The sequence below is a fragment of the Sinomonas flava genome, assembly GCF_039531875.1.
Taxonomy (GTDB): Bacteria; Actinomycetota; Actinomycetes; order Actinomycetales; family Micrococcaceae; genus Sinomonas; species Sinomonas flava.
Map to the genome: position 1 here is coordinate 1 of NZ_BAAAQW010000004.1, position 25,030 is coordinate 25,030.

Genomic DNA, 25,030 nt, shown 5'->3' on the forward strand with positions numbered 1-25,030 from the left:
TGCTCCCCAGAAGACGGAACCGAATATCACGGTCCAACTTCCGGGGAGCAGTGCATTGCGGGGTCCCGTCCCACCCGTTGCGGGGTCCCGTCCCACCCGTTGCGGGGTCCCTGGCGCCGGCTCAGCGCCCCGGCGGGCGCCCGGTACGCTTGTCCCATGCCCACCCAGCGCCAGATCAGCGTCCGCCGTGCCCCGAAGTACGTCCCCTTCCTCCTGGCGGGCGGGATCGTCGGAGTGGTCGCGGCCGCGTTCGTCTCCTTCACGGTCCCGGCGCCGGCGGACTACACCCAGGAGTCGGTGTTCGGGTACTTCATGGTCCTCTTCGCGGCCGGAGGCGTCCTGGTGGGCGCGATCGTCGCGCTCGTCCTCGACCGCCTCAGCGTGCGGCGCACCGAGCGCGCCGTCGTCGAGGAGGTCGACGACGACCAGCCGGCCGCCGCCGCACCCGCTCCCACCGACGACACCACTCACGCCGCCGCCGAGGGCGAGCCGACGCACGACGGCGGCGGCGCGCCGTCGTCCGCCGACGGAACGGGCGCCGACGGAACGGGCGCCGAAGGCGACGGCAACCGCGACGGCACAGAACGCGACGTGCGCTGAGCCAGCCCCTCCCACCACGGCCGTGTGGCGTGGATGACACACGCCGGGCAACGCCCCCGTGCCATGAGACAATCGACCAGTGGTACGCGGTGACGGACTCCTCTCCCTCGACTTAGATCCCCTCGACAAAGGCCCGAAGGACGCCTGCGGCGTCTTCGGTGTGTGGGCACCCGGCGAAGAAGTCGCCAAGCTCACCTACTACGGCCTCTATGCGCTCCAGCACCGCGGACAGGAGTCCGCGGGCATCGCGACGAGCGACGGCACGCGCATCAACGTGTACAAGGACATGGGCCTCGTGTCCCAGGTCTTCGACGAGTCGACGCTCAACACGCTGACCGGGCACATCGCCGTCGGCCATTGCCGCTACTCGACCACCGGCGCGAGCCACTGGGCCAACGCCCAGCCGACGCTCGGCGCCACCGCGAACGGCACCGTCGCCCTCGCACACAACGGCAACCTCACCAACACCGCGCAGCTGCGGGACATGATCGAGGAGCTCACGGGCGGCGAGCTCACGGGCGAGATGAAGCAGGGCAACACCTCGGACACCGCACTGGTCACGGCGCTCCTCGGCGGCCGGAAGGGCGAGACGCTCGAGGAGACAGCGATGGAGCTGCTGCCCAAGATCCGCGGCGGGTTCTGCTTCGTGTTCATGGACGAGGGCACCCTCTACGCTGCCCGCGACGCCTACGGCATCCGGCCTCTGTGCCTCGGCCGCCTCGAGCGCGGGTGGGTCGTGGCCTCCGAGCAGTCGGCGCTGGCAACCGTGGGCGCTAGCTTCATCCGCGAGGTCGAGCCGGGCGAGTTCATCGCCATCGACGAGGACGGGGTCCGCACCCAGCGTTTCGCCCAGCCGACGCCGGCCGGCTGCGTCTTCGAGTACGTGTACCTCGCGCGCCCGGACGCGGCGATCAACGGCCGCTCCGTCTACGAGTCCCGCGTGGAGATGGGCCGCCAGCTGGCCCGCGAGAACACCCACGAGGCCGACATCGTCATCCCCGTTCCGGAGTCGGGAACGCCCGCCGCCGTCGGCTACGCCGAGGAGTCGGGGATTCCGTTCGCCCACGGCTTCGTCAAGAACGCCTACGTGGGCCGCACCTTCATCCAGCCCTCGCAGACGCTGCGCCAGCTCGGAATCCGCCTCAAGCTCAACGCGCTCGAGTCCGTGATCCGTGGCAAGCGCGTGGTGGTCGTGGACGACTCCATCGTGCGCGGCAACACCCAGCGCGCGATCGTGCGGATGCTGCGCGAGGCCGGGGCCAAGGAGGTCCACGTCAAGATCTCCTCGCCGCCGGTGAAGTGGCCCTGCTTCTACGGCATCGACTTCGCCTCGCGCGCAGAGCTCATCGCCAACGGTGCGAGCATCGAGGAGATCTCCCAGGCCATCGGCGCCGACTCCCTCGGCTACATCTCCGAGGACGGCATGATCACCGCGACCATGCAGCCGCGCGAGCGCCTCTGCACCGCGTGCTTCACCGGCACCTACCCGATCGAGCTGCCGAGCGCGGACAAGCTCGGCAAGAACCTCCTCGAGCGGCGGGACCCCGCCCAGGGCATCGCCCGGACCGTGGAGCCCGACGGCGACACCGTTCCGGTGCCGGTGGCCGACACCGAGGACGGCGGCCACCCCGGCTCGACCGGCTGCGACCCCGGCCCCGACTCGGAATTCGAACCCCTGCTGACCGAGGCCGACAGGAAAGAGACCGTATGAGCGCCAGCACCCCCGAGCAGTCCACGTCCCCCGGCACTGCCAGCGCGTCGCCGTCGGGCGTCGCGCGCCCCGCGGTCACCGACACTGTGATCACCTACGCTGGCGCTGGAGTCGACGTCGAGGCGGGTGACCGCGCCGTCGAGCTCATGAAGGACGCGGTCAAGGCGACCCACAACGACTCGGTGCTGGGCGGCGTCGGCGGCTTCGCAGGGCTCTTCGACGTCTCGCGCCTGCTGACGTACCGGCGGCCGCTGCTGGCCACCTCGACCGACGGGGTCGGCACGAAGGTCGCGATCGCGCAGGCCATGGACGTGCACGACACGATCGGCTTCGACCTCGTGGGCATGGTCGTGGACGACATCGTCGTGGTCGGCGCCGAGCCGCTGTACATGACGGACTACATCGCGTGCGGCAAGGTGGTCCCGGAGCGGATCGCCGACATCGTGCGCGGGATCGCGGCCGCCTGCTCCGTGGCCGGGACCGCGCTCGTGGGCGGCGAGACCGCCGAGCACCCCGGCCTCCTCGGGGAGCACGAGTACGACGTAGCGGGCGCGGCAACCGGCCTCGTCGAGGCGGACGCGCTGCTGGGCCCAGACCGAGTCCGTGCCGGCGACGTCGTGATCGGCATGGCCTCCTCCGGCATCCACTCCAACGGCTACTCGCTCGTGCGCCGCGTGATCAACCACGCCGGCTGGGCACTCGACCGGCAGGTGTCCGAGCTCGGCAGGACCCTCGGCGAGGAACTCCTCGAACCGACCCGCGTCTACGCCGCGGACTGCCTCGACCTCGTCCGCGAGCTCAACGGCCCGGCTGGAGGCGCCGAGCTGGCCCTCCGCGGGTTCTCGCACGTCACCGGCGGCGGCCTCGCCGCGAACCTCGCCCGAGTCCTCCCGCAGGGCCTCCTGGCCACGGTGGACCGCTCGACCTGGGAGCTCCCGGCCGTGTTCAAGCTCGTCGCCGAGCTCGGCGGGGTCCCGCAGGCGGACCTCGAGCGCACGCTCAACCTCGGTGTCGGCATGGTCGCGATCGTGGCCCCCGAGGCCGCCGACGCCGCCCTCACCCGGCTCGCGGACCGCGGCCTGTCCGCCTGGGTCATGGGCCAGGTGGGCGCGGACGACGCCGCGGGCTCGGCTGCCGCGGGCGACCCGGACTACGTGCAGGGCGCCAAGGGAGTCGACGGCGGGGCCGTGCGCCTCGTCAACGCCTACGCCTGACCCGCCCCCCCGTTTCGGGTACAGCTCATCCACTCCAGAGGCGTTCCGGGTACGAGTCCTCGTACCCGGAACGCCTCTGGCGCGCTGTACCTGTACCCGGAACGGGGAGTCTGGCACGGTGGTGCCATGGACATGGAGGAGAACGCCCGGCCCGAGGCCGCGACGGAGACGGCGACCGAGAGCGTGACCGAGACGGCCCACAGCCCGGCCCCCGCGTTCGACTGGGACCCCCGCAGCCCGGAGGTCCAGTCGGACCAGATCGCGGCCTACGACGCGATGCGGGCGAAGTGCCCGGTCGCACTGGGCGCCCAGGGCAACTGGGCGGTGTTCGGGCACGCCGACACGAAGCGCATCCTCGCCGACCCCGGCACCTTCTCCAACGCGGTCTCGGCGCACCTCTCCGTCCCCAACGGCATGGACCCGCCGCAGCACGGGCCTTTCCGCGCCATCGTGGACAGGTACTACACCCCGGACCGCATGGCGGCGTTCGAGCCCGAATGCCGAGCGATCGCCCAGCGGCTCGCGGCGGCCCTGCCCGTGCCCGGCGACGTCGACCTCATGTCCGCGTTCGCGGAGCCCTTCGCGAACGAGGTCCAGTGCGCGTTCATGGGCTGGCCCGCGACGCTGCACGAGCCCCTGCGCGCGTGGACGCGCAAGAACCACGCGGCGACCCTGGCCATGGACCGTGCCGCGATGTCTGCGGTGGCCTTAGAGTTCGACTCCTACATCCGCGAACAGCTCGACCTGCGGCGCTCCGCCGGCGACCTCGCCCCCGGCGACACCACGACCGAGCTGCTCGGCGAGCGGGTGGACGGCCGGCGGCTCAGCGACGAGGAGATCGTCTCGATCGTCCGGAACTGGACCGTCGGCGAACTCGGCACGATCGCGGCGAGCGTCGGGATCATCGCGGACTTCCTCGCCCGCAACCCGGACGTGCAGGCCACCCTCCGCGCACAGAGGCACGACGGCGAGCTGCTCGCCCGGGCCAGCGACGAGATCCTCCGCATCCACGCACCACTCATCGCGAACCGCCGCCGCACCACGGCGCCGGTGACGATCGGCGACCGGGCGATCGCCGCGGGTGAGCGGGTGATCGTGCTGTGGGCCTCCGCGAACCGGGACGAGCGCGTGTTCGGCGACCCCGACGAGTTCAGGCTCGACCGCAATCCGGCCGACAACCTGCTCTACGGGGACGGCGTCCACGCCTGCCCGGGCGCGCCGCTGGCCCGGCTCGAGCTGAGGATCGTGATGGATGAGCTCCTGGCTGCGACGGCGTCCATCGAGCGGGGAGACGAGGCACCCCAGCGCGCCACCTACCCGGGCAGCGGATGGACGTCGCTGCCCCTGCGGCTGGGCTAGCGCGTCCCCTCGGGCCGCGGGGATCCGAGTTCCGAGCTGAGCTCCTCGAGCGCCTCGCCGACATCGGTGCGCCAGCGCCAGTGGGCCCGGGAGTCTCCGCGTGTGGGGCCCTGGTTGACGATCCCGACCGGCTTCCCTGCGCGCCCCGCATCCAGGACGAACCTGAAGCCGCTCATCACCGCGAGCGACGAGCCGAGCACGAGGAGGCTCCGCGCCCCGGCGAGCATCGCCGTCGCCCGGTCCTTGCGCTCGGCGGGGACGCTCTCGCCGAAGTACACCACGTCCGGCTTGAGCTCGACCGAGCCGCACACGAGGCAGCCCACCATGTGGAAGCGCTCGACCCAGCGCCCGTCCAGCTCGATGTCGCCGTCGGGGTTGACGGTGGAGGGGTCGTGCGCGACGGCTTCCGCGTAGCCGGGGTTCGCCTGGGCGAGGCGCTCGTCCAGGTTGGAGCGGCCCTCGACCGCGCCGCAGTTGAGGCACATGACCTTGTCCAGGTCACCGTGGAGCGTGACCAGGTTCCGCGTGCCGGCGGCGGCATGCAGGCCGTCGACGTTCTGGGTCACGACGCCGGCCACCCGCCCCGCCCTCTCGAACGCGGCGAGGGCCCGGTGCGCGCGGTTCGGCTCGGCACGGTTCAGGTGCCGCCAGCCGATGTAGCTGCGCGCCCAGTACCGGTGGCGCGCCGCGGGGTCGTGGCGGAACTCCTGGTACGTCATGGGCCGGTGCTTGCGCCACGAGCCCTGCGGGCCCCGGTAGTCGGGGATGCCTGACGCCGTGGATACTCCCGCACCCGTGAGGACCAGGACGCCACCGGCCCGCAGCAGGCCAAGGATGCCGTCGCGTGCGACGGCAGGCGTCTGGGGTCCGACGGTTTCCGTCACCTCGCGTGCGATCGAGCGCAGGGCCGCAGCGTGGGCCCCGGCGATGGCGGGGTGTTCGAAGGGGTCCAGTGGCTCAGCCGATCCGGCGGGAATCCTCGTCCTCGTCCTCGTCGGCAAACTGATCGCCGTACTTGTCCTCGTACTCCGAGTAGTCGGGCTCGGAGTCGTCGGCGTACCGATGGGAAGAGTGGCTGGCCTGCGAGCCGAGTTCGCGCTCGAGTGCCGCGTAGTCAGTGGTCGGGCTGTAGTACTTGATGTCCCGAGCCTGCTTAGTTGCCTTAGCCTTTTGACGGCCGCGCCCCATGGCGTGACCCCCTCTTTTGCCTCGTCCCGGAAGTTGTCGCGAAGGCACGCTCGCGAGGCCCCGGAGTCATTGATCAATTTGTCGTAGGTCTAGACTACATGTAATTCCCGCCGACTGCGTATTCGTGCGGCGTGTGCCACGTGCCGTGCGAACGAGAAGGAAGTGAGCCCTGCGCATGAGCAGCCACAACGGCTCTGGCGGCCCACCGAACGGGTCCTTTCCGCCGCCTCCGCCCCGTCCCGACCGTCCCCCACGTACGGGCGCACTACCCGTCACCGGGGCTCCCAATCCGGGACGCCGGGATCAGCAGCGCAGACGCCAGCCCGATTCCCGGCGCAGGCTGATCATCGTGCTCGCCGCGGTGGTGGGCCTCGTGATCGTGGGCCTGGGGATCTGGGGCATCTCGGCGCTGGTCGGCGGCGGCAGCGCGCAGAACGACGTCAAGGCGGCGTCCTACACCAAGGGCAACTGCTTCGCCGACTTCAACCCGACGGCGGACTCGAACCGGCGCGTGGACTGCTCCGAGCCGCACTCGGCGCAGCTCGTGGACCAGACCACCGCCGCCGCGGAGGATGCGTATCCCGGCCGGGACGCCCTCGAGGGCCGCGCGAAGGACCTCTGCGACAAGGTTTCCCTCAAGCTCCCGTCCGACTCGAGCAAGCTCAAGAAGCGGTACACCTACCCCACCCAGGAGGGCTGGGGCAGCGGCGACCGCCGCATCGACTGCTACGTCGAGAGCACCGACGGCAACACGCTCACGGCCTCGCTGCTGCCCTGACGCACCGGCTGCGGGGTGAGCGCGGCGGTGGGCGGCATCCCAGCGGATGCCGTCTGCCGCCGTCGTGCGCACGACGCCGCACCGCGCCTGCCGCCCCGGCCGGCGCCTGCCGGAGCGGCTGCTACCGCTCGGCAGGCTCCTTGCGCCGGACGCTCAGGCCGCTCGTGGCACCGCTGAGGTCCTTGAGGTCCACGTCGACGTCCGCGACGTCCACCACCACCGTGTCGCCGTCACCGACGTCTCCGGCGAGGAGCTCGCGGGCCAGCCGGTCGCCGATCTCGCGCTGGACCAGCCGGCGGAGCGGCCGGGCGCCGTACGCGGGGTCGTAGCCGGACATCGCGAGCCAGGCCCGCGCGCCGTCCGTGACCTCGAGCGTGAGCCTGCGTTCCTGGAGCCGCGCTTGGAGCGAGTCGACCTGCAGCTCGACGATCCGGGCGAGCTCGTCCACGGAGAGTGCGTCGAACATGATGACCTCGTCGAGCCGGTTCAGGAACTCCGGCTTGAACGAGGAGTTCACCACGCTCATCACGAGATCCCGCTTGGCCTGCTCGCCCAGCGTCTGGTCCACGAGGTACTGGCTGCCGAGGTTGGAGGTCAGCACGAGGATCACGTTGCGGAAGTCGACCGTGCGGCCCTGCCCATCGGTGAGGCGGCCGTCGTCGAGCACCTGCAGGAGGATGTCGAACACCTCGGGGTGGGCCTTCTCGACCTCGTCGAGCAGGATCACGGAGTAGGGCCGGCGCCGCACGGCCTCGGTGAGCTGGCCGCCCTCCTCGTACCCGACGTATCCCGGAGGGGCACCGACGAGGCGTGCCACGGCGTGCTTCTCCGAGTACTCGCTCATGTCGATCCGCACCATGGCGCGCTCGTCGTCGAACAGGAAGTCCGCGAGCGCCTTGGCGAGCTCGGTCTTGCCCACGCCGGTAGGGCCGAGGAACAGGAACGAGCCGGTGGGCCGGTTGGGGTCGCTGATGCCGGCCCGGGCGCGGCGGACCGCGTCGGAGACGGCGGCGACGGCCTTGGACTGGCCGATGAGGCGCTTGCCGAGCTCCTCCTCCATATGCAGGAGCTTCTGGCTCTCGCCCTGGAGCATGCGGCCGGCCGGGATGCCGGTCCACGCCGAGATGACCTCGGCGATGTCGTCCGCCGTGACCTCCTCGGCAACCATCTTCGAGCCGCCGCCTGCCTGCTCCTTGGCCGCCTCGGCCTCGGCCGCGGCCGTGAGCTCGCGTTCGAGGGTCGGGATCTCGCCGTAGAGGATCCGTGAGGCTTCCCCGAGGTCGCCCTCGCGCTGCGCCTTGTCCGCGAGCGAGCGGAGCTCGTCGAGCTTGGCCTTGAGCTCGCCGACCCGGTTGAGCCCGGCCTTCTCGGACTCCCAGCGCGCGTTGAGCGCGGCGAGCTGCTCCTTCTTCTCCGCCATGTCCTCGCGCAGGGCCGCGAGCCGCTCGACGCTCGCGGCGTCGGTCTCGCCCTCGAGCGCCAGCTCCTCCATGGTGAGGCGGTCGACGGCGCGGCGCAGCTGGTCGATCTCCTCCGGCGCCGAGTCGATCTCCATGCGCAGACGGGACGCGGCCTCGTCGACGAGGTCGATGGCCTTGTCGGGCAGCTGGCGCCCGGAGATGTAGCGGTTGGACAGGGTCGCGGCGGCGACGAGCGCCGAGTCCGCGATCGCGACCTTGTGGTGGGCCTCGTAGCGCTCCTTGAGGCCGCGGAGGATCGCGATGGTGTCGTCCACGCTCGGCTCGCCCACGAACACCTGCTGGAATCGGCGCTCGAGGGCGGCGTCCTTCTCGATGTTCTCGCGGTACTCGTCGAGGGTGGTCGCGCCGATGAGGCGCAGCTCCCCGCGGGCCAGCATGGGCTTGAGCATGTTGCCGGCGTCCATCGAGGAGTCACCGGTGGCGCCCGCGCCGACCACGGTGTGGATCTCGTCGATGAACGTCACGATCTGGCCCTCGGAAGCCTTGATCTCCTCGAGCACGGCCTTGAGCCGCTCCTCGAACTCGCCGCGGTACTTCGCGCCCGCCACCATCGAGCCGAGGTCCAGGGAGATCAGCGTCTTGCCGCGCAGGCTCTCCGGGACGTCGCCGGCGACGATGCGCTGGGCGAGGCCCTCGACGACGGCGGTCTTGCCGACGCCGGGCTCGCCGATGAGCACCGGGTTGTTCTTGGTGCGGCGGGAGAGGACCTGGATGACGCGCCGGATCTCGGAGTCGCGTCCGATCACCGGGTCGAGCTTGCCGGAGCGTGCGACGGCGGTCAGATCGGTGCCGTACTTCTCGAGCGACTGGAACGTGTTCTCGGGATCAGGGGAGTCGACCTTACGGTCCCCGCGCACGCCGGGCAGGGCGGCGCTGAGTGCCTCACGGGAGGCCCCGGCGTCGCGGAGCGCCTTGCCGGCTGCCCCGCCGTCGGACGCGAGGCCGAGCAGGAGGTGCTCGGTCGAGACGTAGGTGTCCCCCAGCTGCTCGGCCTGCTGCTGCGCCGCTTGGATGACCTGGAGCCCCTGGCGGCTGAGCTGCGCCTGGGCCACGGTGCTGCCCGAGCTGGACGGCATCGCCTTGATGGCCGTGCTCGCGGCGACGCTCACCGCGTCGGGGTCGGCGCCGGTGGCGCGCAGGAGTGCGACGGCGACACCCTCCCGCTGGTCCATGAGCGCCTTGAGCAGGTGCGGGGGCTCGACCTGCGGGTTGCCCGCCGTCGAGGCGTTCATGGCCGCAGCAGAGAGCGCCTCCTGGCTCTTGGTGGTGAATTTGACGTCCAAAACGAGCTCCCTTCCACGCAGCTTCCGGACCCATCCAACCGCGCCGACCTCACTTAGGTCAACGCATCTAACTTGAGTGTATCGTGCTCAAGTTTCAGGACCAAGCTGGGAAGGGAGCCGCCCGCGTCCTGCTGGGAACGGACGCGGGCGACAGGTCAGGACGCACGCGCCGCCTGCGTGGGACGCGCCACCTCGCGGAGCCCTCCACGCCGCACGAGGCGATAGGCCCGCACGAGGACCACGATGCTGATGGCGATGAGCGCCAGCCCCGTGATCGGATGGACGGCTGCGGCCCAGACCGCACCCACGGACATCCGGTCGATGGTGGACCCCGTGAGCATGAGCGGGATCAGAATCGCGAAGGCCTGGACGAAGGCCACGAAGAGCAGGATCACGATTGCCAGCCAGATCGTCCCCCTGCCGGCCCGCGCCAGGGCAGCGAAGAGGATCAGTGCCAGAGCGAGCGCGGGCATGACGACCCGGCCGTTCATGGCGTGGACGGCGAAACCGTCCTCAAGACCGTCGCCACGGCCGCCGACATTGAAGGCGCCGACTCCGGCGAGGTACAGCTGTGCGATGACGTCCGCCGCCATGAGTGCGGCGACAACAAGGAAGGCCTTGCGCATGATGATTCCTTGAAGAGTGCCCGGCTGGCCGGGCTATTCGGAGTGGAGGACGACGGCGGCCGGCACCCGAAGCGCGCGCCGCGCCGGAATGGCCGTGCCGAGGAGGGCGACGGCGAGGGCGCCGGCGACGATCGCCAGCCCCGTGAGCGGGCTGAGGCTCCCCTGAGGAAGCTCGAAGCCCCACTGCGACCCCATGACGGCGTTCAGGAGGTAGTCCTCGAACCACAGGCCCAGGGGGATCCCAATGAGCGCTGCGCAGACCGTCAGGAAGAGGCCGAACGAGAAGACCATCGCGACGAACTGCCGGGCGGACATGCCGACCGCTTTGAGGATCGCGTGCTCGCGTCGCCGCTCCATCACGGCAAGGAACGCGACGTTGAAGACGCCCGCCGCGGCCAGCACGATGATCGCCGTCGCGAGGCCGCCCACCAGAGAGTTGAGGATGCCGAGGAACCCGTCGGCGTAGCCGCCCCAGATGACGGGCCTGGCCTGCAGGAGCGCGCCGTCGTCCTCATTGAGTGCGGCAATGACGCGCTTGGCGTCCGCCGCGTCGCCGAGCCTGACCTGGTACTGATTCGGCTGGGCGCCCGGCACGATCGACTCGAACGCTGACCAAGGCACCCGAACCCCGAGGCCGCCGCCCGCAATGTCGTTCATGATCCCGGACACGCGCGCCGAGAAGGGCCGCCCTGCCACAGTCCCGGACACCGTGTCGCCCACCCGCAGGTCCAAGTCCTTGGCGGTACCGCCTGCAATCACTGCCTCGTCGGGTCCCGCGAACCAGTGGCCGCGTAGCGCCCGATATCCAAAGGCGGGAGCATCCCCCCTCATTCCCGTGAGAGGAATGGACTGGGCTCGGCCGCGGACGGCAAGCTGAGCCGTCGCAGACTGGAGGGTGGAGGCAATCTCGGGTCGCGCAGCAAGCGCAGCGCCCACCTCCGCGTCGGTCGCCTGCGGGGCGCGGACCACGTCGAAGTCCTGCGCCCCGCCCCAACTCGCGCGGTCGGCGGCGAGCGAGGCAGCCGCAGGGGCAAACGTGAGCGCGAGCGTCAGAACGGCCAGGCCGACAGCCACCGCACCGAGGGTCAGCAGCGAGCGAACGGGCCGTCTGGCTACGTCGACCATCCCCAGCCGCACCGCCCGCGGCAGCCCGAGGCGGTCGACGGCGGCCGCGAGCCTCGAGGGATGGCCGCCCCACCCCGGGCCATCCCGCAAGGCGACCACGGCGGGAACCCCAGCGGCGCGGACGGCCGGACCCAGTGCGACGAGGCCAACCAGACCGAGCATGCCAGCATAGAGCCCGACGTCCATGGGAAGGTCCACCGGGCTGGGGACGGGCACGCGGAGCGTGTCGGAGCTCGAGCTGAGGAAGGGAGCGCTCGAGGCGAGCCCGAGCGGCAGGCCGGCAAGAGCCCCGAGCGCGGCAGGGACGAGCATCTGGCCGATCACCGCCGCCACGGCCTGGGCAGGCGTCAGGCCAAGGGCCTTGCCCACGCCCAGGTCGCGGCGGGTGGCGAGGACGGATCCCGCGACGATGCTCGCCACAAGGAACACGACTGTCAGGAGCGCGGCAACCATGAAGACGTAGACCACGGCGCCGAAGGCCTGGGTTGCCCAGTTGGATGAAGACTTCGAGACGCTCCAGTACAGCGGGGCCTTGGCAACGGCACCGGAGGGAAGACTCCCGCCGATGGCAGCTGCGGTGGCTACGAGCCGGGCGTCGCTGACGTCCCCGCTCACGCGGTAGGGTGCCAGCCACTGGCGTGCGGCATCTCCGCGTGCCACGGGAGCCGCCAGTTCGGCCGCGACTGCGGGCTGGACCCAACCGCGCTGGATGGAGCCGAAGGAATCGAACGCCATGAGGTCATCCACCTGCCCGACAGCCCGGAAGAGCCGCAGACCGCCCGCGGTCGCGACCGCGACATCCTGGCCGATGCCGAAGTGCGCGCGGCCCTCGTCGAGCACCACCTTGTTGACCGCGATCTCGTCCGGGGATCTCGGCCAGCGTCCGTCGACGAGGTTGAGCCTACCCACGGCACCGCCCGCGTCGGATCTCCCCAGGATCTGGATGGTCCGGTGCAGCTCGCCTTGTGCCGCAGGCAGCGTGACCGACTCCTGGACCTCCCCCAGAGCCTCAACCCCGGCGACCGAAGCGGTAGCCTCGACCTGCGCCCGGGTGACCACACCGGCGTCGAACGTCATCACGAGATGGGCGCCGTTCGTAGCACGGAACCCGTCCTCCCAGGCCGAGGTGCTGCGGAGGAAGACGGTGACGGCCAGCGAGGTCAGCGCCATCCCCATGAAGCAGATCACCGCGACGCTCACGCTCTGGAGCCGGTGCCGGCGCACGGCGGCCCAGACGTAGCCCCACACTGCGCGCATGGCCGATCACCGCCCCTCGTGGTTCCAGCCGATGAGTTCCCCGAGGGGGACGGCGCGGCGGGAGTCGAGCATCGTGTCGTCCGCGATCCGGCCGTCACGCAGGGTGACGATGCGCCGCCCGTAGGCCGTCGCGAGCTGATGGTCGTGGGTCACGAAGAGGACTGTCTGGCCATGCTCGTTCAGCGCCGCGACAAGGTCCATGACCTGCTGCCCCGAGCGGCTGTCGAGGGCGCCCGTCGGCTCGTCGGCCAGCAGGAGTGCCGGCTCGTTGACGAGAGCCCTGCCCAGTGAGACTCGCTGCTTCTGGCCGCCGCTGAGGCTGTCGGGATACTTGTGCGCGAGGTCCGCGATCCCGAGGTCCTCGAGCACGCTCGCAACCCGTTCCCGCACAACGGTGCGCGGCTTCCCCGCGAGCTCCGCCGGCACGGCGACGTTCTCCGCGACGGTCATGGTCCCGAGCAGGTTGAAGAACTGGAACACGAAGCCGACGGATACGCGCCGGAACTTCGCGAGCGCAGACTGGCTGGACGCACCGACGTCCACACCGGCCACCGTGACGGTGCCCGACGTCGGCCGGTCGAGGCCTGCGATGAGGTTGAGCAGCGTCGACTTCCCGCTCCCCGACGGGCCCATGATCGCGGTGAACTCGCCGCGCTGGACGATGAGGTCGACGGCGTCGAGCGCCACCGTCTCAGAGCCGCCGTCATAGACGCGGCTCACCTTCTGAAGCTGGACAAGTGCGGTCATGAGAACCACCCCTAAAGACCGGCAAGCTCCTCGGCGCAGGCGTCGAGCCATTTCAGGCTGGCTTCAGTATGGAGCCGTCCTGCCTGGAACAGCAGGGCCAGCGAGGCGCCTGCCGCCCCGCCGCCATTCCGCGCGGCGCGCTCCTGGTCTGCCAGGTCGCGCAGCCGCTGGAGGTAGGCGCGCCGCTGGGTGTCGAGGACCTGCCGGATCCTCTCCGTATCCGGGTCCTCGGCCCGGGCCAGCAGCAGCACCTTGACGTAGACCTCGTCCCGAAGCAGCTCGGGCTGCTTGTCCGGTCCGCTCAGCCACTCGGCGACGACGGTCCGACCCGCGCGCGTGGCCCGGTACGCCTGGCGCCCGCGGTCCCCGCGTTCGCCGACCGCCTCCACGAGCCCGTCCCGCTCCAGGCGCTGCAGCATCTGGTAGACCGAGCCGATGTTGACATCCCACGTACCGCCGAGCATGTCCTCGAAGCGCTGCTTGACCTCGTAGCCGTGGAGCGCCTCGTCCGCGATGAGGCCCAGGACGCCGAATCTCAGGGACACCGGGCACCTCCTCCGCGAAACATACTATGCATACGACAAAAGCATATGACGTATGCATATGGGCTGCAAGGGTTTTCCATGCGTCGGGGGGGGTGACCTCGGCGCCACACGGGGTGACCTCGGCGCCACACCGGGTGACGTCGGCGCCACATGGGGTGACCTCGGCGGCGGTGGGATGCTGGATGACATGGCGATCCTCATCGACTCCCCCATCTGGCCGGCGCACGGGACGGTGTTCGCGCACCTCGTCTCGACCACGTCCCTCGCCGAGCTGCACGGGTTCGCCGCGGCGGCCGGCATCCCCGAGCGGGCCTTCGACGAAGATCACTACGACGTCCCCGAGCGCCGCCACGCCGAGCTCGTGGGCCTCGGTGCCCTTGAGGTCACCGGGCGGGACCTCGCCCGGAAGCTCATCGCCTCAGGCCTGCGCGTCCCCGCCCGCGAGCGGGCCAAGGCGCTCGACCGCCCGCTGCGCCAGCGCTGGTCGAGGCTCATGCCAGCCCATGAGGACCTCGGCCGCGAGCTCCTCGACCGCTGGTCCGAGCCCCATCGCCGGTACCACACGCGCGCCCACCTCTTCGCTGTCCTGACCGCCCTCGAGACGATCGCCGACGGCGGCGCGCCGCCGCGCGCCGTCGTGCTCGCCGCGTGGTTCCACGACGCCGTGTACAGCGCGGGCGGCCCCCCGGGGCAGGACGAGGAGGACTCGGCGCGTCTGGCCGAGCACCGGCTCAGCGCGGCGGGGCTGGGCGACGCCGAGGTCGGCGAGGTGGGCCGCCTCGTTCGGCTCACCGCTGCCCACGCACCGGACGCGCACGACGTCGCGGGGCAGCTCGTGTGCGACGCGGACCTCGAGGTGCTGGGCCGGGATCCGCACGGGTACAGGCGCTACGCGGCGCGGGTGCGCGAGGAGTACTCTGTGGTGCCCGAGGAGGCGTTTCGCGCCGGACGGGCGGCGGTGCTCGAGCAGCTCCTCGGGCTGGATCCGCTCTTCCACACGCGCGCAGCTCGGCAGCTGTGGCTCGCCCGGGCGCGGGAGAACATGGCTGCGGAGCTCGCTCGCCTCCGGCCCTAGCCCGCCGTCTCCTGGCCGGACCGGGCGGCCCACTCGGCGACCGGCAGCCGCCAGTCCGAGTCACCTGCGGGAGCCATGTCGACCAGGGACACCGAGCCGAGGACGAGCCGGTCGCCCCGGGCGACACGGCGGCTTTCCTGAACGGTGATGTGGGGCCGGAAGCCGCCGCCGGTGTGCTGCGGGCTGTGGATCCTCCCGCCGGCCGCCGCGACGGCCACCCGGATGCGGTCATGCAGGGACTGCAGCGCGGTGTCGGGCTCCACGAGGCTCACCCGGACCCTGCCCCGGTAGCCGAAGTCGGCGTCGTGCCCCACGGTGACGCTCGGGGGCTCGAAGACGCCGAGGGCCCCGGACACCGCCTCACGGGCGGCCTCCGGGGCCATGTCGAATCGCAGGAGCGTCACGTGCAAGGGCCAGTGCCGCTTCCCGAACCGCTCCCCCACCGGGGCCGGTTCGACGAAGGCGACTGCGACGAACGGGTGGAGCCCGCCAGCAGCCGCCCCAGCCATGGTCAGGACTGCTGGGCGCCCTGGCCGCTGCCGCCGTCGGCCGGGGTCTTGATCGCCGAGACCTCGAACTCGAGCAGGATGCGGTCCGAGACGAGCACGCCGCCGGAGTCCAGCGCCGCGTTCCAGTTCACCCCGAAGTCCTTGCGGTCGATCCGGCGGGAGCCTTCGAAGCCGGCGCGCAGGTTGCCGAACGGGTCCTTCTCCACGCCGACGAACTCGATGGGCACCGCGATCTCCTTGGTGACACCGCGGATGGTGAGCTCACCGTTGACGATGAAGCTGTTGTCCTCGACCTGGTCGATGCGCTTGGAGATGAAGGTGATCTCGGGATAGTGCGGCGCGTCGAAGAAGTCGTTGGTGCGCAGGTGCTGGTCACGCTGCTCGTTGCGGGTGTCGATGCTGGCCACCTGGATGACGACCTTGACGGACGAGTTGGTGGGTTCGTCCACGTCGACGAAGATGGTGCCCTCGACGTCGTTGAACGCGCCGCGGACCTTGGTGACCATCGCGTGCCGGGTGGAGAAGCCGATCCGCGTGTGCGCCGGGTCGAACTTCCATTCGCCTGCCAGGGAACTATCGAGTTCGGGCATTGTGCCTCCTTATCGGATCAAACCTATAGCCCTGCTCCGCCGGATTCCAAGACGCCCTGCACGGATGGGCCCGCCTGTCCAGTCATGAGGCCCGCGAAGGGTTCAGCGGCCGTAGCCTGCCAGCAGGCGGTCCGTGGGCACGATCTCCTTCCCGAGCGGCATGAGCGAGACGGGGATGAGCTTGAGGTTGGCGATCGCGAGCGGGATGCCGACGATGGTCATCGCCATGGTGATGGCCGTGGCGACGTGGCCGATGGCGATCCAGATCCCGGCGACGAGGAGCCAGATCACGTTGCCCAGGGTCGAGAAGGCTCCGACGCGACCGCCGCGGTCCACGATGGTGCGGCCGAACGGCCAGAGCGCGTAGGAGCCGATCCTGAACGACGCGATCCCCCACGGGATCGTGATGATGAGCGCACAGCAGACGATGCCGGCGAGGTAGTAGCCGAGGGCCAGGACGAAGCCGCCGAAGATGAACCAGATCAGATTCAGGAGGGTCTTCATGGGACCAGTCTGCCCTCACCCCGCGGAAACGTCCTAGCGGCCGCCAAGCGGCGAACCCGCGGAAGTTGCTACCGTGGGCCGCAGAGGCCCGACGGCCTCCCGGACGAGGGAACCCAGTACCCGGAGCGCGACAAGACTGGCCGGAAGGGGCCAGCCATGTCATGGATCATCCTCATCGCCTCGGGTGCGCTCGAGGCCGTCTGGGCCGCAGCGCTCGAACGGTCCCGGGGCTTCCGCCGCCCCCTGCCGACGCTCCTCTTCGTGGCCGCCCTCGCGGGCAGCATGGGCGGCCTCGCGCTCGCGATGGCCGAGATCCCCGTCGGTACGGCCTATGCGGTCTGGGTGGGGGTCGGCGTCGTGCTCACCGCCGGCTACGCGATGGCGTCCGGCGCCGAGCGCGGGGGCACCCGGCTCACGACGGTGGCGCGCGTCCTCCTGCTCCTCGGCATCGCCGGGTGCGTGGCCGGCCTCAAGGCGGTGTCCTAGCGATGGCCTGGGCGGTGCTCCTGGCCTCGGCGGTGCTCGAGGCGGTCTGGGCAACGGCGCTCGGAGCCTCGCAGGGATTCACCCGGCCGGCCGAGACGGCCGTGTTCCTCATCGCCACCATCGCGAGCATGGCCGGGCTCGCGTGGAGCATCCGGCGCATCCCGCTCGGCACCGCCTACGCCGTGTGGGTCGGGGTGGGAGCGTCGCTGACGGTCGCGTGGTCGGTCGCCACCGGGGCGGAGGAGTTCAGCTGGCCCAAGGCGCTCTTCGTCGCCGGGATCGTCGCCTGCTCCGCCGGGCTCAAGGCGCTCGGAGGGCGCGCGGAGGGCGGCCCGCGGCAGGACTAGTCGGCGGACGAGCGCCGCACGCCCGTGAACGGGGAGACCCAACGGGACGGGTCGGCCACTTGGAACTGCCGGCCGGAGATCTCATCGGGGACGATGCGGACGAAGAACGCCTTCTCCCCGGACTGCCAGGGGAAGAGCGGCAGGGCCACAGCGTCGACGATCTCCGCGGTGTCGAGCACCGGCTCAAGGTGGCCGTGGACGACGACAGACCAGGCCTCGCGGCTCTCGGCCTCGTAGCCGTCCACTTCGAAGGCCACCGGGAGGCGCCCCATCGACGCGCCGAGCTTGGAGCCCGGCGCGGTCCGGAAGAGGAGGGTGCCCCGGTCCACGAGATAGTTGATGGGGAAGACTTCGAGCCGCTCGCCCGAGCTGAACGCGAGCCGACCCACGACGAGCGTGCGGAGCCGCTCCCAGCAGTCCTCGTGGGCAAGCTCCCGCACACCCTCGGACGTCGACGGAATGTGGCGCTCGTAGGTGCTCATGCAGCCAGTCTATGCCTCGGATGGGGCGGGACTTAGGGCCCTAGGGCCCGCCGGGAGCCGCCTCCCGGCGGGCCCTCCCGGCGGTCAGGATCAGCGGGCGTTCGACGCCGGTGCGCTGGCGCGGCGGGGACCGCGCCGGCCGCGGGACGAGGCGCCGTCCTGCGCGCCGCCGCCCTTCTGGCCCGAGCCCCTCTGGCCGGACTTCGCCGAGCCGAAGCTCCCGCCGGAGGTCCCGCCGGTGGTCGAGCTCCACACGGGCGCGCTGCCGCCGCGGGCCTCGTTCTTCGCCTGCTGGCCGCGGGGCTGCTGGCCCCGCGCCTGGGTGCTCCGGGTCTGCTGGCCCTGGGGCTGCTGCCCGCGGGACGGGCGGCCGCGGCCCTGCTCGCCGCGCGCGGCCGGAACGTCGTTGCGGTGCGCCGAGCCGGCGGCGCCGCGACCGCCCCGGCGGGCGACGTCGTCGTGCGCGGTCTTCGACCCGGCGTTGGCGGCCCGGCCGTCCCCGCCCGTTCCGCGCCGCGAGCGCTTGCGGCGCGCGTTGGCCCCGTCCGAGGCCCCGGCGCCCTGCTGCGGCATCTTGGCGGCGACGGCGGCGGCACGCTCGGCCGGGTCGACGAGCGCGGCGCGCTCGCCCACCAGGGCCGCGACCTCCGGCGACGAGGTCGTGACGGGCGTGAACTCCACCGTCACGCCGGCGTCGCGCATGAGCTTGCGCACGTCCTGCTTCTGCTCGGGCAGGGCGATGGTCACGACCGTGCCCTCCGAGCCGGCGCGGGCCGTGCGGCCCGAGCGGTGCAGGTACGCCTTGTGCTCGGCGGGCGGGTCCACGTGGACCACGAGCTCGACGTCGTCGACGTGGACGCCGCGTGCTGCCACGTCCGTCGCGACGAGGACGCGCACCTCGCCCGAGGAGAACTCGGCCAGGTTCCGGTCGCGGGCGTTCTGCGAGAGGTTGCCGTGGAGGTCGACGGCGGGGATGCCCGACTTGGTCAGCTGCTGGGCGAGGCGCTTCGCGTGATGCTTGGTGCGCATGAAGAGGACCCGGCGGCCCTGTCCCGACGCGAGCTCCTCGATGAGGTTCTTCTTGCTCGTCGCGTCCTGCGTGAGGAGGACGTGGTGCTCCATGGTGCTCACCGCGGCCTGCGGCGCATCCACCGAGTGGGTGAGCGGGTTCTGGAGGTAGCGCGTGACGAGCTTGTCCACGCCGTTGTCCAGCGTCGCGGAGAAGAGGAGCCGCTGGCCGCCCTTCGGGGTCTGGTCGAGGAGCCGCTTGACCACGGGCAGGAACCCGAGGTCCGCCATGTGGTCGGCCTCGTCGAGGACGGTCACGTCGACCTCGGCGAGCGAGACGAGCTTCTGCCGGCCGAGGTCCTCGAGGCGGCCGGGGCACGCGATGACGATGTCGACGCCGGCGTTGAGGGCACGCTCCTGGCGTGCCTGGGAGACGCCGCCGAAGATGACGGTCGTAGTGAGGCCGGCCGCCTTGGCGAGGGGCTCGACCGTCGCATTGATCTGGGTCGCGAGCTCGCGGGTCGGGGCGAGGACGAGGCCCTGCGGGCGCCGCGGCGTGCGGGAGATGGCCGCACCCTGCGCGGCGAGGCGGGCGACGAGCGGGATCGCGAACGCGATCGTCTTCCCCGAACCCGTCTGGCCGCGGCCGAGGACATCCCGGCCCGCCAGGGTGTCCGGGAGGGTCTTGGTCTGGATGGGGAACGGCGTCTCGATGCCCTGGCCGGCGAGGGTGTCGGCGAGGGCGGCGGGCACGCCGAGGGATGCAAAGGTGATATCAGACATGGCTGTACAGAGTCTCCATGGTCGGAACGTCCCGCGGGCCCAAAGCGAGCTCGCGGGGTCGCCGAGGAAATGAGACCGGCACCACGCCTTCCCGGGTCGCGGCGGCCTCGAGGGGACTCGGCCGCTGGCTCCATGCAGGAACTCCATGCAGGAAGGGGGCTGGAAACGCGTTCTTCGACGCAGGCGCAGTCAACGCGCCTCATCGAGTCTACCAGTGCAGCGCTCGGCGTCTGCCACCGCGCCTGCCGGTAGCCTTTAACGACCATGAGCGAGAACACCGACTCCCCCGCCGCGCAGACCGCCGGCAACCCCGTCACGCCCGGCAGCCAGGCCTCCTTCGGCACCTACCGCCGGCAGCCCGTGAGCTTCGTGCGCCGCGGCACCAGGCTGCAGGGCCGGCGGCAGGCGGCATGGGACCAGCACGCCGATGCCTTCGTCATCGACGTCCCCCGGCACGTCGCGGACACCTCGGTGCACCCGGACTACGTGTTCGACGCGGCGGCGGAGTTCGGGCGCGAGGCGCCGCTCGTCGTCGAGATCGGCTCGGGGTTGGGCGAGGCGGTGGTGGCCGCTGCCGAGGCCAACCCGGAGAAGGACTTCCTCGCTGTCGAGGTCTACAGGCCCGGCCTGGCGAACACCCTCCTGCGCATCGCCCAGCGCGGCCTCACAAATGTGCGCGTGGCCCAGGCGAACGCGCCCGAGGTCCTCGGCTCGATGCTCCCCGCGGGCTCCGTTGCCGAGCTCTGGGTCTTCTTCCCCGACCCGTGGCACAAGGCCAAGCACCACAAGCGGCGCATGGTGAAGGACTCCTTCGCCGAGATCGCTGCAAGGGCCCTCGCCCCGGGCGGCCTGTGGCGGCTCGCGACCGACTGGTCCTCCTACGCGCAGCAGATGCGCGACGTCGTCGCCGCCTCGCCGGACTTCCGCAACGCGCACGACGGCGAGCGCTCGGGTCCCGCGAGCCCGCTCACCGCCGCGTGGGCCTCCGGGGTCGACTGCGAGGCCACGGGCGAGTCCGACGAGGTGGGCGGCTGGGCGCCCCGGTTCGAGGGCCGGGTGCTGACGAGCTTCGAGAACAAGGCCCTGAGCGCGGGGCGCGTGATCTTCGACCTCACGGCCGAGCGCCTCTAGCCATACATCTGATATATCTAGTGTGTGGGAACTGCCAACACAGCAGGCCGCACACTGGCCGAGCATGCGTACGTGGAGCTGCGCGAACGCATCATCGACATGCGCCTTGCCCCCGGGTCCGCTCTTGACGAAGACGCGCTCATGCGCGAGCTCGGCGTGGGCCGCACCCCCATGCGCGAGGCGGTCAAGCGGCTGGAGTCGGACCGAATGCTCACGGTCTACCCACGCCGCGGGACCATCGTCTCCGAGGTGAACATCAAGGACCTCCGGGCCATCTCCGATGCGCGCCGGGTGCTCGAGGCCTTCGCCGCGCGCAAGGCCGCTGAGCACGTGACCGACGCCGACCGCGCAGTCCTGCGCGCGTGCCTCGACGAGCTCTCCCACGACGGCGCAGGATCCAACCAGGACTCGATGGATCTCGACGAGCGCATCCACCACGCCATCTACGCCACGATGCGCAACTCGTACGTCGAGGCCACGCTCATCCAGTACTTCAGCCTCTCGCAGCGCATGTGGAACTTCGTCCTGGCGGGCCTCGCCCCGATCACGGGCAACGTGCACGAGCACGCCGGGCTGCTCAAGGCGATCATCGACGGCGACCCCGACCGGGCGGCCGCGCTCGCGGAGGAGCACGTGACGCACTTCGAGGACCTCGTCCGCGCCGCCCTGTAGACCGGCCAGCGTCAGGCCGGTTTCAGGCCGCCCCGCCCGGGGCTTCTAGCCCGTCCACGGCGGTCGCCGTTCTGCGGCGGCGCCGTCGCGTCGGCGTCGAACGCGGGCGTCGCGGACGACGGCGCGTCCCCGGCGGCTTCCCAGGGGCTTCGGGCCCCTCATCGCACGCGCCCCGCCGGACAAGCATCCGACGGGGCGCGCGGGGGCTGTGGAGGTCAGGCGCGGATCTTCGCCATCTCCGGGTCGACGAGCGGCTCGGCCTGGACCGTCGCGGCGATCCGGGTGCCGAAGTACTCGATCTCCACCGAGTCCCCGACCTCGACCCCGCCCGGCAGCCAGGCGTAGGCCACCGGCTTGCGGACCGTGTGGCCGAACGCCGCACTCGTCACGTAGCCGGCGAGCGCGCCGTCGAAGTAGACGGGCTCCTTGCCCAGGACCATGGACGCGCCGTCGTCGACCGTGAGGCAGCGGAGGCGCCGCGCCGGCGGCGCGTCAGCGGCGGCAGCCACCGCGGCCTCGAAGGCGGCCTTGCCGACGAAGTCGCCCTTGGCGGGGCGGACGGCGAATTCGAGGCCCGCCTCGATCGCGCTGTGCTCGGTGGTCATGTCCCCGCCCCACGAGCGGTAGCCCTTCTCGAGGCGCAGGCTGTTGAAGGCGCTGCGGCCTGCGGCGGTGACCCCGAGCCTCTCGCCGGCGCCCCACAGGGCGTCCCAGAGCTTCTGGCCGTACTCGGCGGAGGTGTAGATCTCCCAGCCGAGCTCGCCCACGTAGGAGAGGCGCATGATGCGGACGGGGATGCCCGCGATCGTCGTCGAGACGGTGCGGAAGTACTTGAGGCCGTTGTTGGTCAGGTCCGCCGGGGTGAGCGGCTGGACGAGGTCGCGGGCGCGCGGGCCCCACACGCCGACGCAGCACGTGCCGCCAGTCGTGTCGCGGACCTGGACCCACTCGGCCGGGGACGCGACCGTCTGGTCCGCGGCCTCGCGTGCGAGGTAGTCGAGGTCCTGGCCGCCGTTGGCGCCGACCTGGAACAGGTCCGCGGAGATGCGGGCCACGGTCAGGTCGGAGCGGATCCCGCCGGCCTCGGTGAGCATGAGCGTGTAGGTCACCGACCCGATGCTCTTGTCGATCTGGCCGGTGGTGAGCCGCTGGAGGAGCCGGAGGGCGCCGGGGCCGAAGACCTCGAGCCGCTTCAGCGCGGTCATGTCGTACATGGCCACGTTCGTGCGCGTGGCGTGGGCCTCGGCGGCGGCGATGGGCGAGTCGAACTGGGCGGACCAGTCGTCGCGGGCCGGGGCCTGCCACTCGGCGGGGAGGGTGTCGAGTAGCGCGCGGTTGGCCTCGTACCACTGGGGGCGCTCCCACCCGGCGGCCTCGAGGAAGAACCCGCCGAGCTCGCGCTGGCGCGCATGGAACGGCGAGACGCGCAGCCCGCGCGGCGACTGGCGCGGCTCGAGCGGGTGCTTGATGTCGTAGACCTCGACGAAGCTCTGCTTGGAGGTCTCCAGGACGTACTCGTCCGTCAGCTGGATCTCCTCGAACCGCGCGACGTCGAGCTCGTGGATGTCCGTGCTGGACTGGCCGTCGACGAGGAGCTCGGCCACGGCCTTCGCGACGCCGGCCGAATGGGTCACCCACACGGCCTCGGCGATGAAGAAGCCGCGCACCTCGGGGGACTCGCCCACGAGCGAGCCGCCGTCCGGGGTGAAGGAGAAGATCCCGTTGAAGGCATCCGCGATCCCTGCGCCCTCGACGCCGGGCAGGAGCTGCTTGGTGGCCTTGAACGCCCGCTCGAAGTCCTCTGGGGTGAACTCGAGCCGGGACGGCATCGCGTGCTCGCCCATCTCCTTCCCGTCCACGGCCGGGAGCTCGTCGTAGCCGACGGCGATCGGGCGGTGGTCGTAGGAGCCGATGCCGAGGGACTCGCCGTGCTGGCGGAAGTACAGGCCGGCGTCCTGGTGGCGCAGGATCGGCAGCATCGCGCTGTTGCCGGTGCCGAGGACGTGGCTGCCGCCGAGCGCGACGCCGTCGGCGTGCTCGGCGAGCTCGCGCACCGGCGTCGTCCTGATGTACTGGTGGGCCATGGGCACGAGCGGGACGCGCATGCCGACGAGCTCCCCGAGTGCGGGTCCCCAGAAGCCTGCGGCGGAGATCACGATGTCGGCGGGGACCACGTCGTCCCCCGTCCTCACGCCCGTGACCCGGCCGCCCGACCGCTCGACGCCGGTGACCTCCACGCCGCCGACGAACTTCGCGCCGCGCTCCTGGGCCCGTTCGCGCAGGAGTTCGACGGCGAGCAGCGACGAGGCGAGCCCGTCGCCGGGCAGGTGCAGGCCGCCGAGGACGATGCTCTCGTCGATGAGCGGGTGGAGGGCCTTGGCCTCGGCGGGGTCCACGAGCCGGGCCTCGACGCCCCACGCGGTGGCCCAGCCGTGGCGCCGCTTGAGCTCGGCCAGGCGTCGCTCGCTCGTGGCGATCTCAAGGCCGCCGACCCGGTTGAAGGCCGAGAAGCCCGGCCGCGTGAGGGACGCGAGCTTGCGCCCGGTGTAGGCGGCGAACTCGGTCATGGTCTTGGACGAGTTGGTCTGGAAGACCAGGCCCGGCGCGTGGGAGGTCGAGCCGCCGGTCATCGGGATCGGGCCCTTGTCGAGGACCGTGATGTCCGTCCAGCCCCGCGACGTGAGCTCGTCGGCGAGGTTGGCGCCGACGATGCCGGCTCCGATGATGACAACGCGTGGTGAAGGCATGGTGGCTACTTTCGTGGGGTTCGGGGAGGTCCGGGAGGTGGCAGCGGAGGAGGTGGGCGCGATCAGGGGAAGACGATGGTGCGGTGTCCGCTGAGGAGCACCCGCTTCTCGGCGTGCTTGACGCCGCGGGCGTGCGCCTGGTGGTAGGGCTTGGCGCCCTTGAAGCCGGGCAGGAACGAGTGGTGGATGTTGATGGCCCGTCCGGCGAGCTTCCGGCAGAGGCCGTCGGAGAGGACCTGCATGTAGCGGGCGAGGACCACCAGGTCCGCGCCGTAGGCGTCCACGACCTCCAGCAGCTCGGCCTCTGCCTGCGGCTTGGTCCCGGCTGTGACGGGAATGTGGACGAAGGGCAGGCCCGCCGCCTCGGCCATGGGGCGGAGGTCGGGGTGGTTGGAGACGACGGCGACGAGCTCCGCCGCGAGGTTCCCCGCCTTCCACCGGTAGATGAGGTCGTGGAGGCAATGGTCGAGCTTGGACACCATCACGAGGACACGCGGCGGTGCTGCTGGTGCTCGGTGATGTCGAAGCCTCGCTCGACGAGGAAGCGGGACACGGCGTGGACGATCCCGGCGCGCTGCGGGCACGCGAGCGTGAGCACGGCGGAGTGGGCGGAGCCGGGTGAGGGCGCGGCCGCGGCGGGGACCGGGCGGGTGAGGGTCGGCGTTGCAGTCATGGGCGATCCTTCGGGTCATCCGAACTGTTCATACAACTGATATATAAGAGACGGTAGTGGGAGGGATCACAGCCGGTCAAGGGGTGTGGGGAAGGACTTTCGGCGAGCC

The 25,030-nt window shown here is 71.3% G+C and carries 23 protein-coding genes, 1 pseudogene and 1 riboswitch; of the genes and pseudogenes, 10 read left to right on the plus strand and 14 right to left on the minus strand.

All coding sequences use genetic code 11. From position 1 onward, the window contains the following. Positions 1-156: 156 nt before the first annotated feature. The 4 genes from ABD298_RS07580 (at position 157) to ABD298_RS07595 (ending at position 4,884) form a co-directional block, all read left to right on the plus strand. Positions 157-600: a hypothetical protein gene (locus tag ABD298_RS07580; RefSeq protein ID WP_344299075.1), complete on the plus strand. Its 444-nt coding sequence runs from the start codon at positions 157-159 to the stop codon at positions 598-600. Positions 601-679: 79 nt separating this feature from the next. Then, positions 680-2,311, plus strand: coding sequence for an amidophosphoribosyltransferase (gene purF / locus ABD298_RS07585; protein WP_344299076.1), 1,632 nt, complete (start codon positions 680-682; stop codon positions 2,309-2,311). Beyond that, entirely contained in the window at positions 2,308-3,525 is a 1,218-nt protein-coding gene (gene purM, locus ABD298_RS07590) for a phosphoribosylformylglycinamidine cyclo-ligase (protein ID WP_344299077.1), read from the plus strand. Before purF ends, purM begins: the two co-directional genes overlap by 4 nt. Before the next feature lie 126 nt (positions 3,526-3,651). Next, on the plus strand, positions 3,652-4,884 hold the full coding sequence (locus ABD298_RS07595) for a cytochrome P450 (protein WP_344299078.1): 1,233 nt from the start codon (positions 3,652-3,654) through the stop codon (positions 4,882-4,884). Here the strand turns inward: ABD298_RS07595 and ABD298_RS07600 are convergent. After that, on the minus strand, positions 4,881-5,837 hold the full coding sequence (locus tag ABD298_RS07600; protein WP_344299258.1) for an NAD-dependent protein deacetylase: 957 nt from the start codon (positions 5,835-5,837) through the stop codon (positions 4,881-4,883). The genes ABD298_RS07595 and ABD298_RS07600 overlap by 4 nt on opposite strands. A gap of 4 nt (positions 5,838-5,841) precedes the next feature. After that, positions 5,842-6,072 carry a DUF3073 domain-containing protein gene (locus ABD298_RS07605; RefSeq protein WP_208710373.1) on the minus strand — a complete coding sequence of 77 codons (231 nt, stop codon included), beginning with the start codon at positions 6,070-6,072 and terminating at the stop codon, positions 5,842-5,844. 349 nt (positions 6,073-6,421) lie between these two features. Here ABD298_RS07605 and ABD298_RS07610 point away from each other — a divergent pair, with 349 nt between their 5' ends. After that, positions 6,422-6,850, plus strand: a complete 429-nt coding sequence (locus tag ABD298_RS07610) for a septum formation family protein (RefSeq protein WP_344299079.1) — start codon at positions 6,422-6,424, stop codon at positions 6,848-6,850. Positions 6,851-6,971: 121 nt separating this feature from the next. Here ABD298_RS07610 and clpB read toward each other — a convergent pair whose 3' ends face one another. The 5 genes from clpB to ABD298_RS07635 all read right to left on the minus strand — a co-directional run bounded on the left by clpB (position 6,972) and on the right by ABD298_RS07635 (position 13,914). Then, positions 6,972-9,614: an ATP-dependent chaperone ClpB gene (gene clpB / locus ABD298_RS07615; protein ID WP_344299080.1), complete on the minus strand. Its 2,643-nt coding sequence runs from the start codon at positions 9,612-9,614 to the stop codon at positions 6,972-6,974. 155 nt (positions 9,615-9,769) lie between these two features. Beyond that, positions 9,770-10,240 (minus strand): DUF6220 domain-containing protein, encoded by a 471-nt coding sequence (locus ABD298_RS07620; protein WP_344299081.1) that lies wholly within the window; start codon positions 10,238-10,240, stop codon positions 9,770-9,772. Between the two features lie 33 nt (positions 10,241-10,273). Continuing rightward, complete coding sequence (locus ABD298_RS07625; RefSeq protein ID WP_344299082.1) at positions 10,274-12,622, minus strand: ABC transporter permease; 2,349 nt, start codon at positions 12,620-12,622, stop codon at positions 10,274-10,276. A gap of 6 nt (positions 12,623-12,628) precedes the next feature. Then, positions 12,629-13,369, minus strand: coding sequence for an ABC transporter ATP-binding protein (locus ABD298_RS07630; RefSeq protein ID WP_344299083.1), 741 nt, complete (start codon positions 13,367-13,369; stop codon positions 12,629-12,631). A gap of 11 nt (positions 13,370-13,380) precedes the next feature. Continuing rightward, the gene (locus ABD298_RS07635) at positions 13,381-13,914 is read right to left on the minus strand and encodes a PadR family transcriptional regulator (RefSeq protein WP_344299084.1); all 534 of its coding nucleotides are present in this window, start codon (positions 13,912-13,914) and stop codon (positions 13,381-13,383) included. Between the two features lie 187 nt (positions 13,915-14,101). Here ABD298_RS07635 and ABD298_RS07640 point away from each other — a divergent pair, with 187 nt between their 5' ends. Beyond that, positions 14,102-14,989, plus strand: a complete 888-nt coding sequence (locus tag ABD298_RS07640) for a DUF4031 domain-containing protein (protein WP_344299085.1) — start codon at positions 14,102-14,104, stop codon at positions 14,987-14,989. Here ABD298_RS07640 and ABD298_RS07645 read toward each other — a convergent pair. From ABD298_RS07645 to ABD298_RS07655, 3 genes are all read right to left on the minus strand, one after another. Next, positions 14,986-15,498 carry a 2'-5' RNA ligase family protein gene (locus ABD298_RS07645; protein ID WP_344299086.1) on the minus strand — a complete coding sequence of 171 codons (513 nt, stop codon included), beginning with the start codon at positions 15,496-15,498 and terminating at the stop codon, positions 14,986-14,988. The genes ABD298_RS07640 and ABD298_RS07645 overlap by 4 nt on opposite strands. 2 nt (positions 15,499-15,500) lie before the next feature. Then, positions 15,501-16,088: a YceI family protein gene (locus tag ABD298_RS07650; RefSeq protein ID WP_344299087.1), complete on the minus strand. Its 588-nt coding sequence runs from the start codon at positions 16,086-16,088 to the stop codon at positions 15,501-15,503. 102 nt (positions 16,089-16,190) lie between these two features. Next, positions 16,191-16,592, minus strand: a complete 402-nt coding sequence (locus ABD298_RS07655; RefSeq protein ID WP_344299088.1) for a YccF domain-containing protein — start codon at positions 16,590-16,592, stop codon at positions 16,191-16,193. Positions 16,593-16,672: 80 nt separating this feature from the next. Then, a riboswitch (guanidine-III (ykkC-III) riboswitch) is annotated at positions 16,673-16,737 on the plus strand. An 11-nt stretch (positions 16,738-16,748) separates the two neighbouring features. Here ABD298_RS07655 and ABD298_RS07660 point away from each other — a divergent pair. Further along, entirely contained in the window at positions 16,749-17,078 is a 330-nt protein-coding gene (locus tag ABD298_RS07660) for a DMT family transporter (RefSeq protein WP_344299089.1), read from the plus strand. 2 nt (positions 17,079-17,080) lie between these two features. After that, positions 17,081-17,425 carry a DMT family transporter gene (locus ABD298_RS07665; protein ID WP_344299090.1) on the plus strand — a complete coding sequence of 115 codons (345 nt, stop codon included), beginning with the start codon at positions 17,081-17,083 and terminating at the stop codon, positions 17,423-17,425. Here the strand turns inward: ABD298_RS07665 and ABD298_RS07670 are convergent. Together ABD298_RS07670 and ABD298_RS07675 are read right to left on the minus strand one after the other, a co-directional pair. Beyond that, on the minus strand, positions 17,422-17,907 hold the full coding sequence (locus tag ABD298_RS07670; protein WP_344299091.1) for a pyridoxamine 5'-phosphate oxidase family protein: 486 nt from the start codon (positions 17,905-17,907) through the stop codon (positions 17,422-17,424). The two genes, ABD298_RS07665 and ABD298_RS07670, sit on opposite strands and share 4 nt — an antisense overlap. A gap of 90 nt (positions 17,908-17,997) precedes the next feature. Continuing rightward, a complete protein-coding gene (locus tag ABD298_RS07675; protein WP_344299092.1) occupies positions 17,998-19,698 on the minus strand; it encodes a DEAD/DEAH box helicase in 1,701 nt (566 codons plus the stop codon). Positions 19,699-19,962: 264 nt separating this feature from the next. Here ABD298_RS07675 and trmB point away from each other — a divergent pair, with 264 nt between their 5' ends. Next, positions 19,963-20,829, plus strand: a complete 867-nt coding sequence (gene trmB / locus ABD298_RS07680; RefSeq protein WP_344299093.1) for a tRNA (guanosine(46)-N7)-methyltransferase TrmB — start codon at positions 19,963-19,965, stop codon at positions 20,827-20,829. A gap of 24 nt (positions 20,830-20,853) precedes the next feature. Then, the gene (locus ABD298_RS07685; protein ID WP_344299094.1) at positions 20,854-21,501 is read left to right on the plus strand and encodes a GntR family transcriptional regulator; all 648 of its coding nucleotides are present in this window, start codon (positions 20,854-20,856) and stop codon (positions 21,499-21,501) included. Between the two features lie 215 nt (positions 21,502-21,716). Here the strand turns inward: ABD298_RS07685 and ABD298_RS07690 are convergent, their stop codons facing one another. Both ABD298_RS07690 and ABD298_RS18685 read right to left on the minus strand, forming a co-directional pair. Then, entirely contained in the window at positions 21,717-24,248 is a 2,532-nt protein-coding gene (locus ABD298_RS07690) for a GcvT family protein (RefSeq protein WP_344299095.1), read from the minus strand. Positions 24,249-24,364: 116 nt separating this feature from the next. Next, a pseudogene (locus ABD298_RS18685) lies at positions 24,365-24,921 on the minus strand (formyltetrahydrofolate deformylase); the annotation flags it as partial. Between the last annotated feature and the right edge of the window lie 109 nt (positions 24,922-25,030).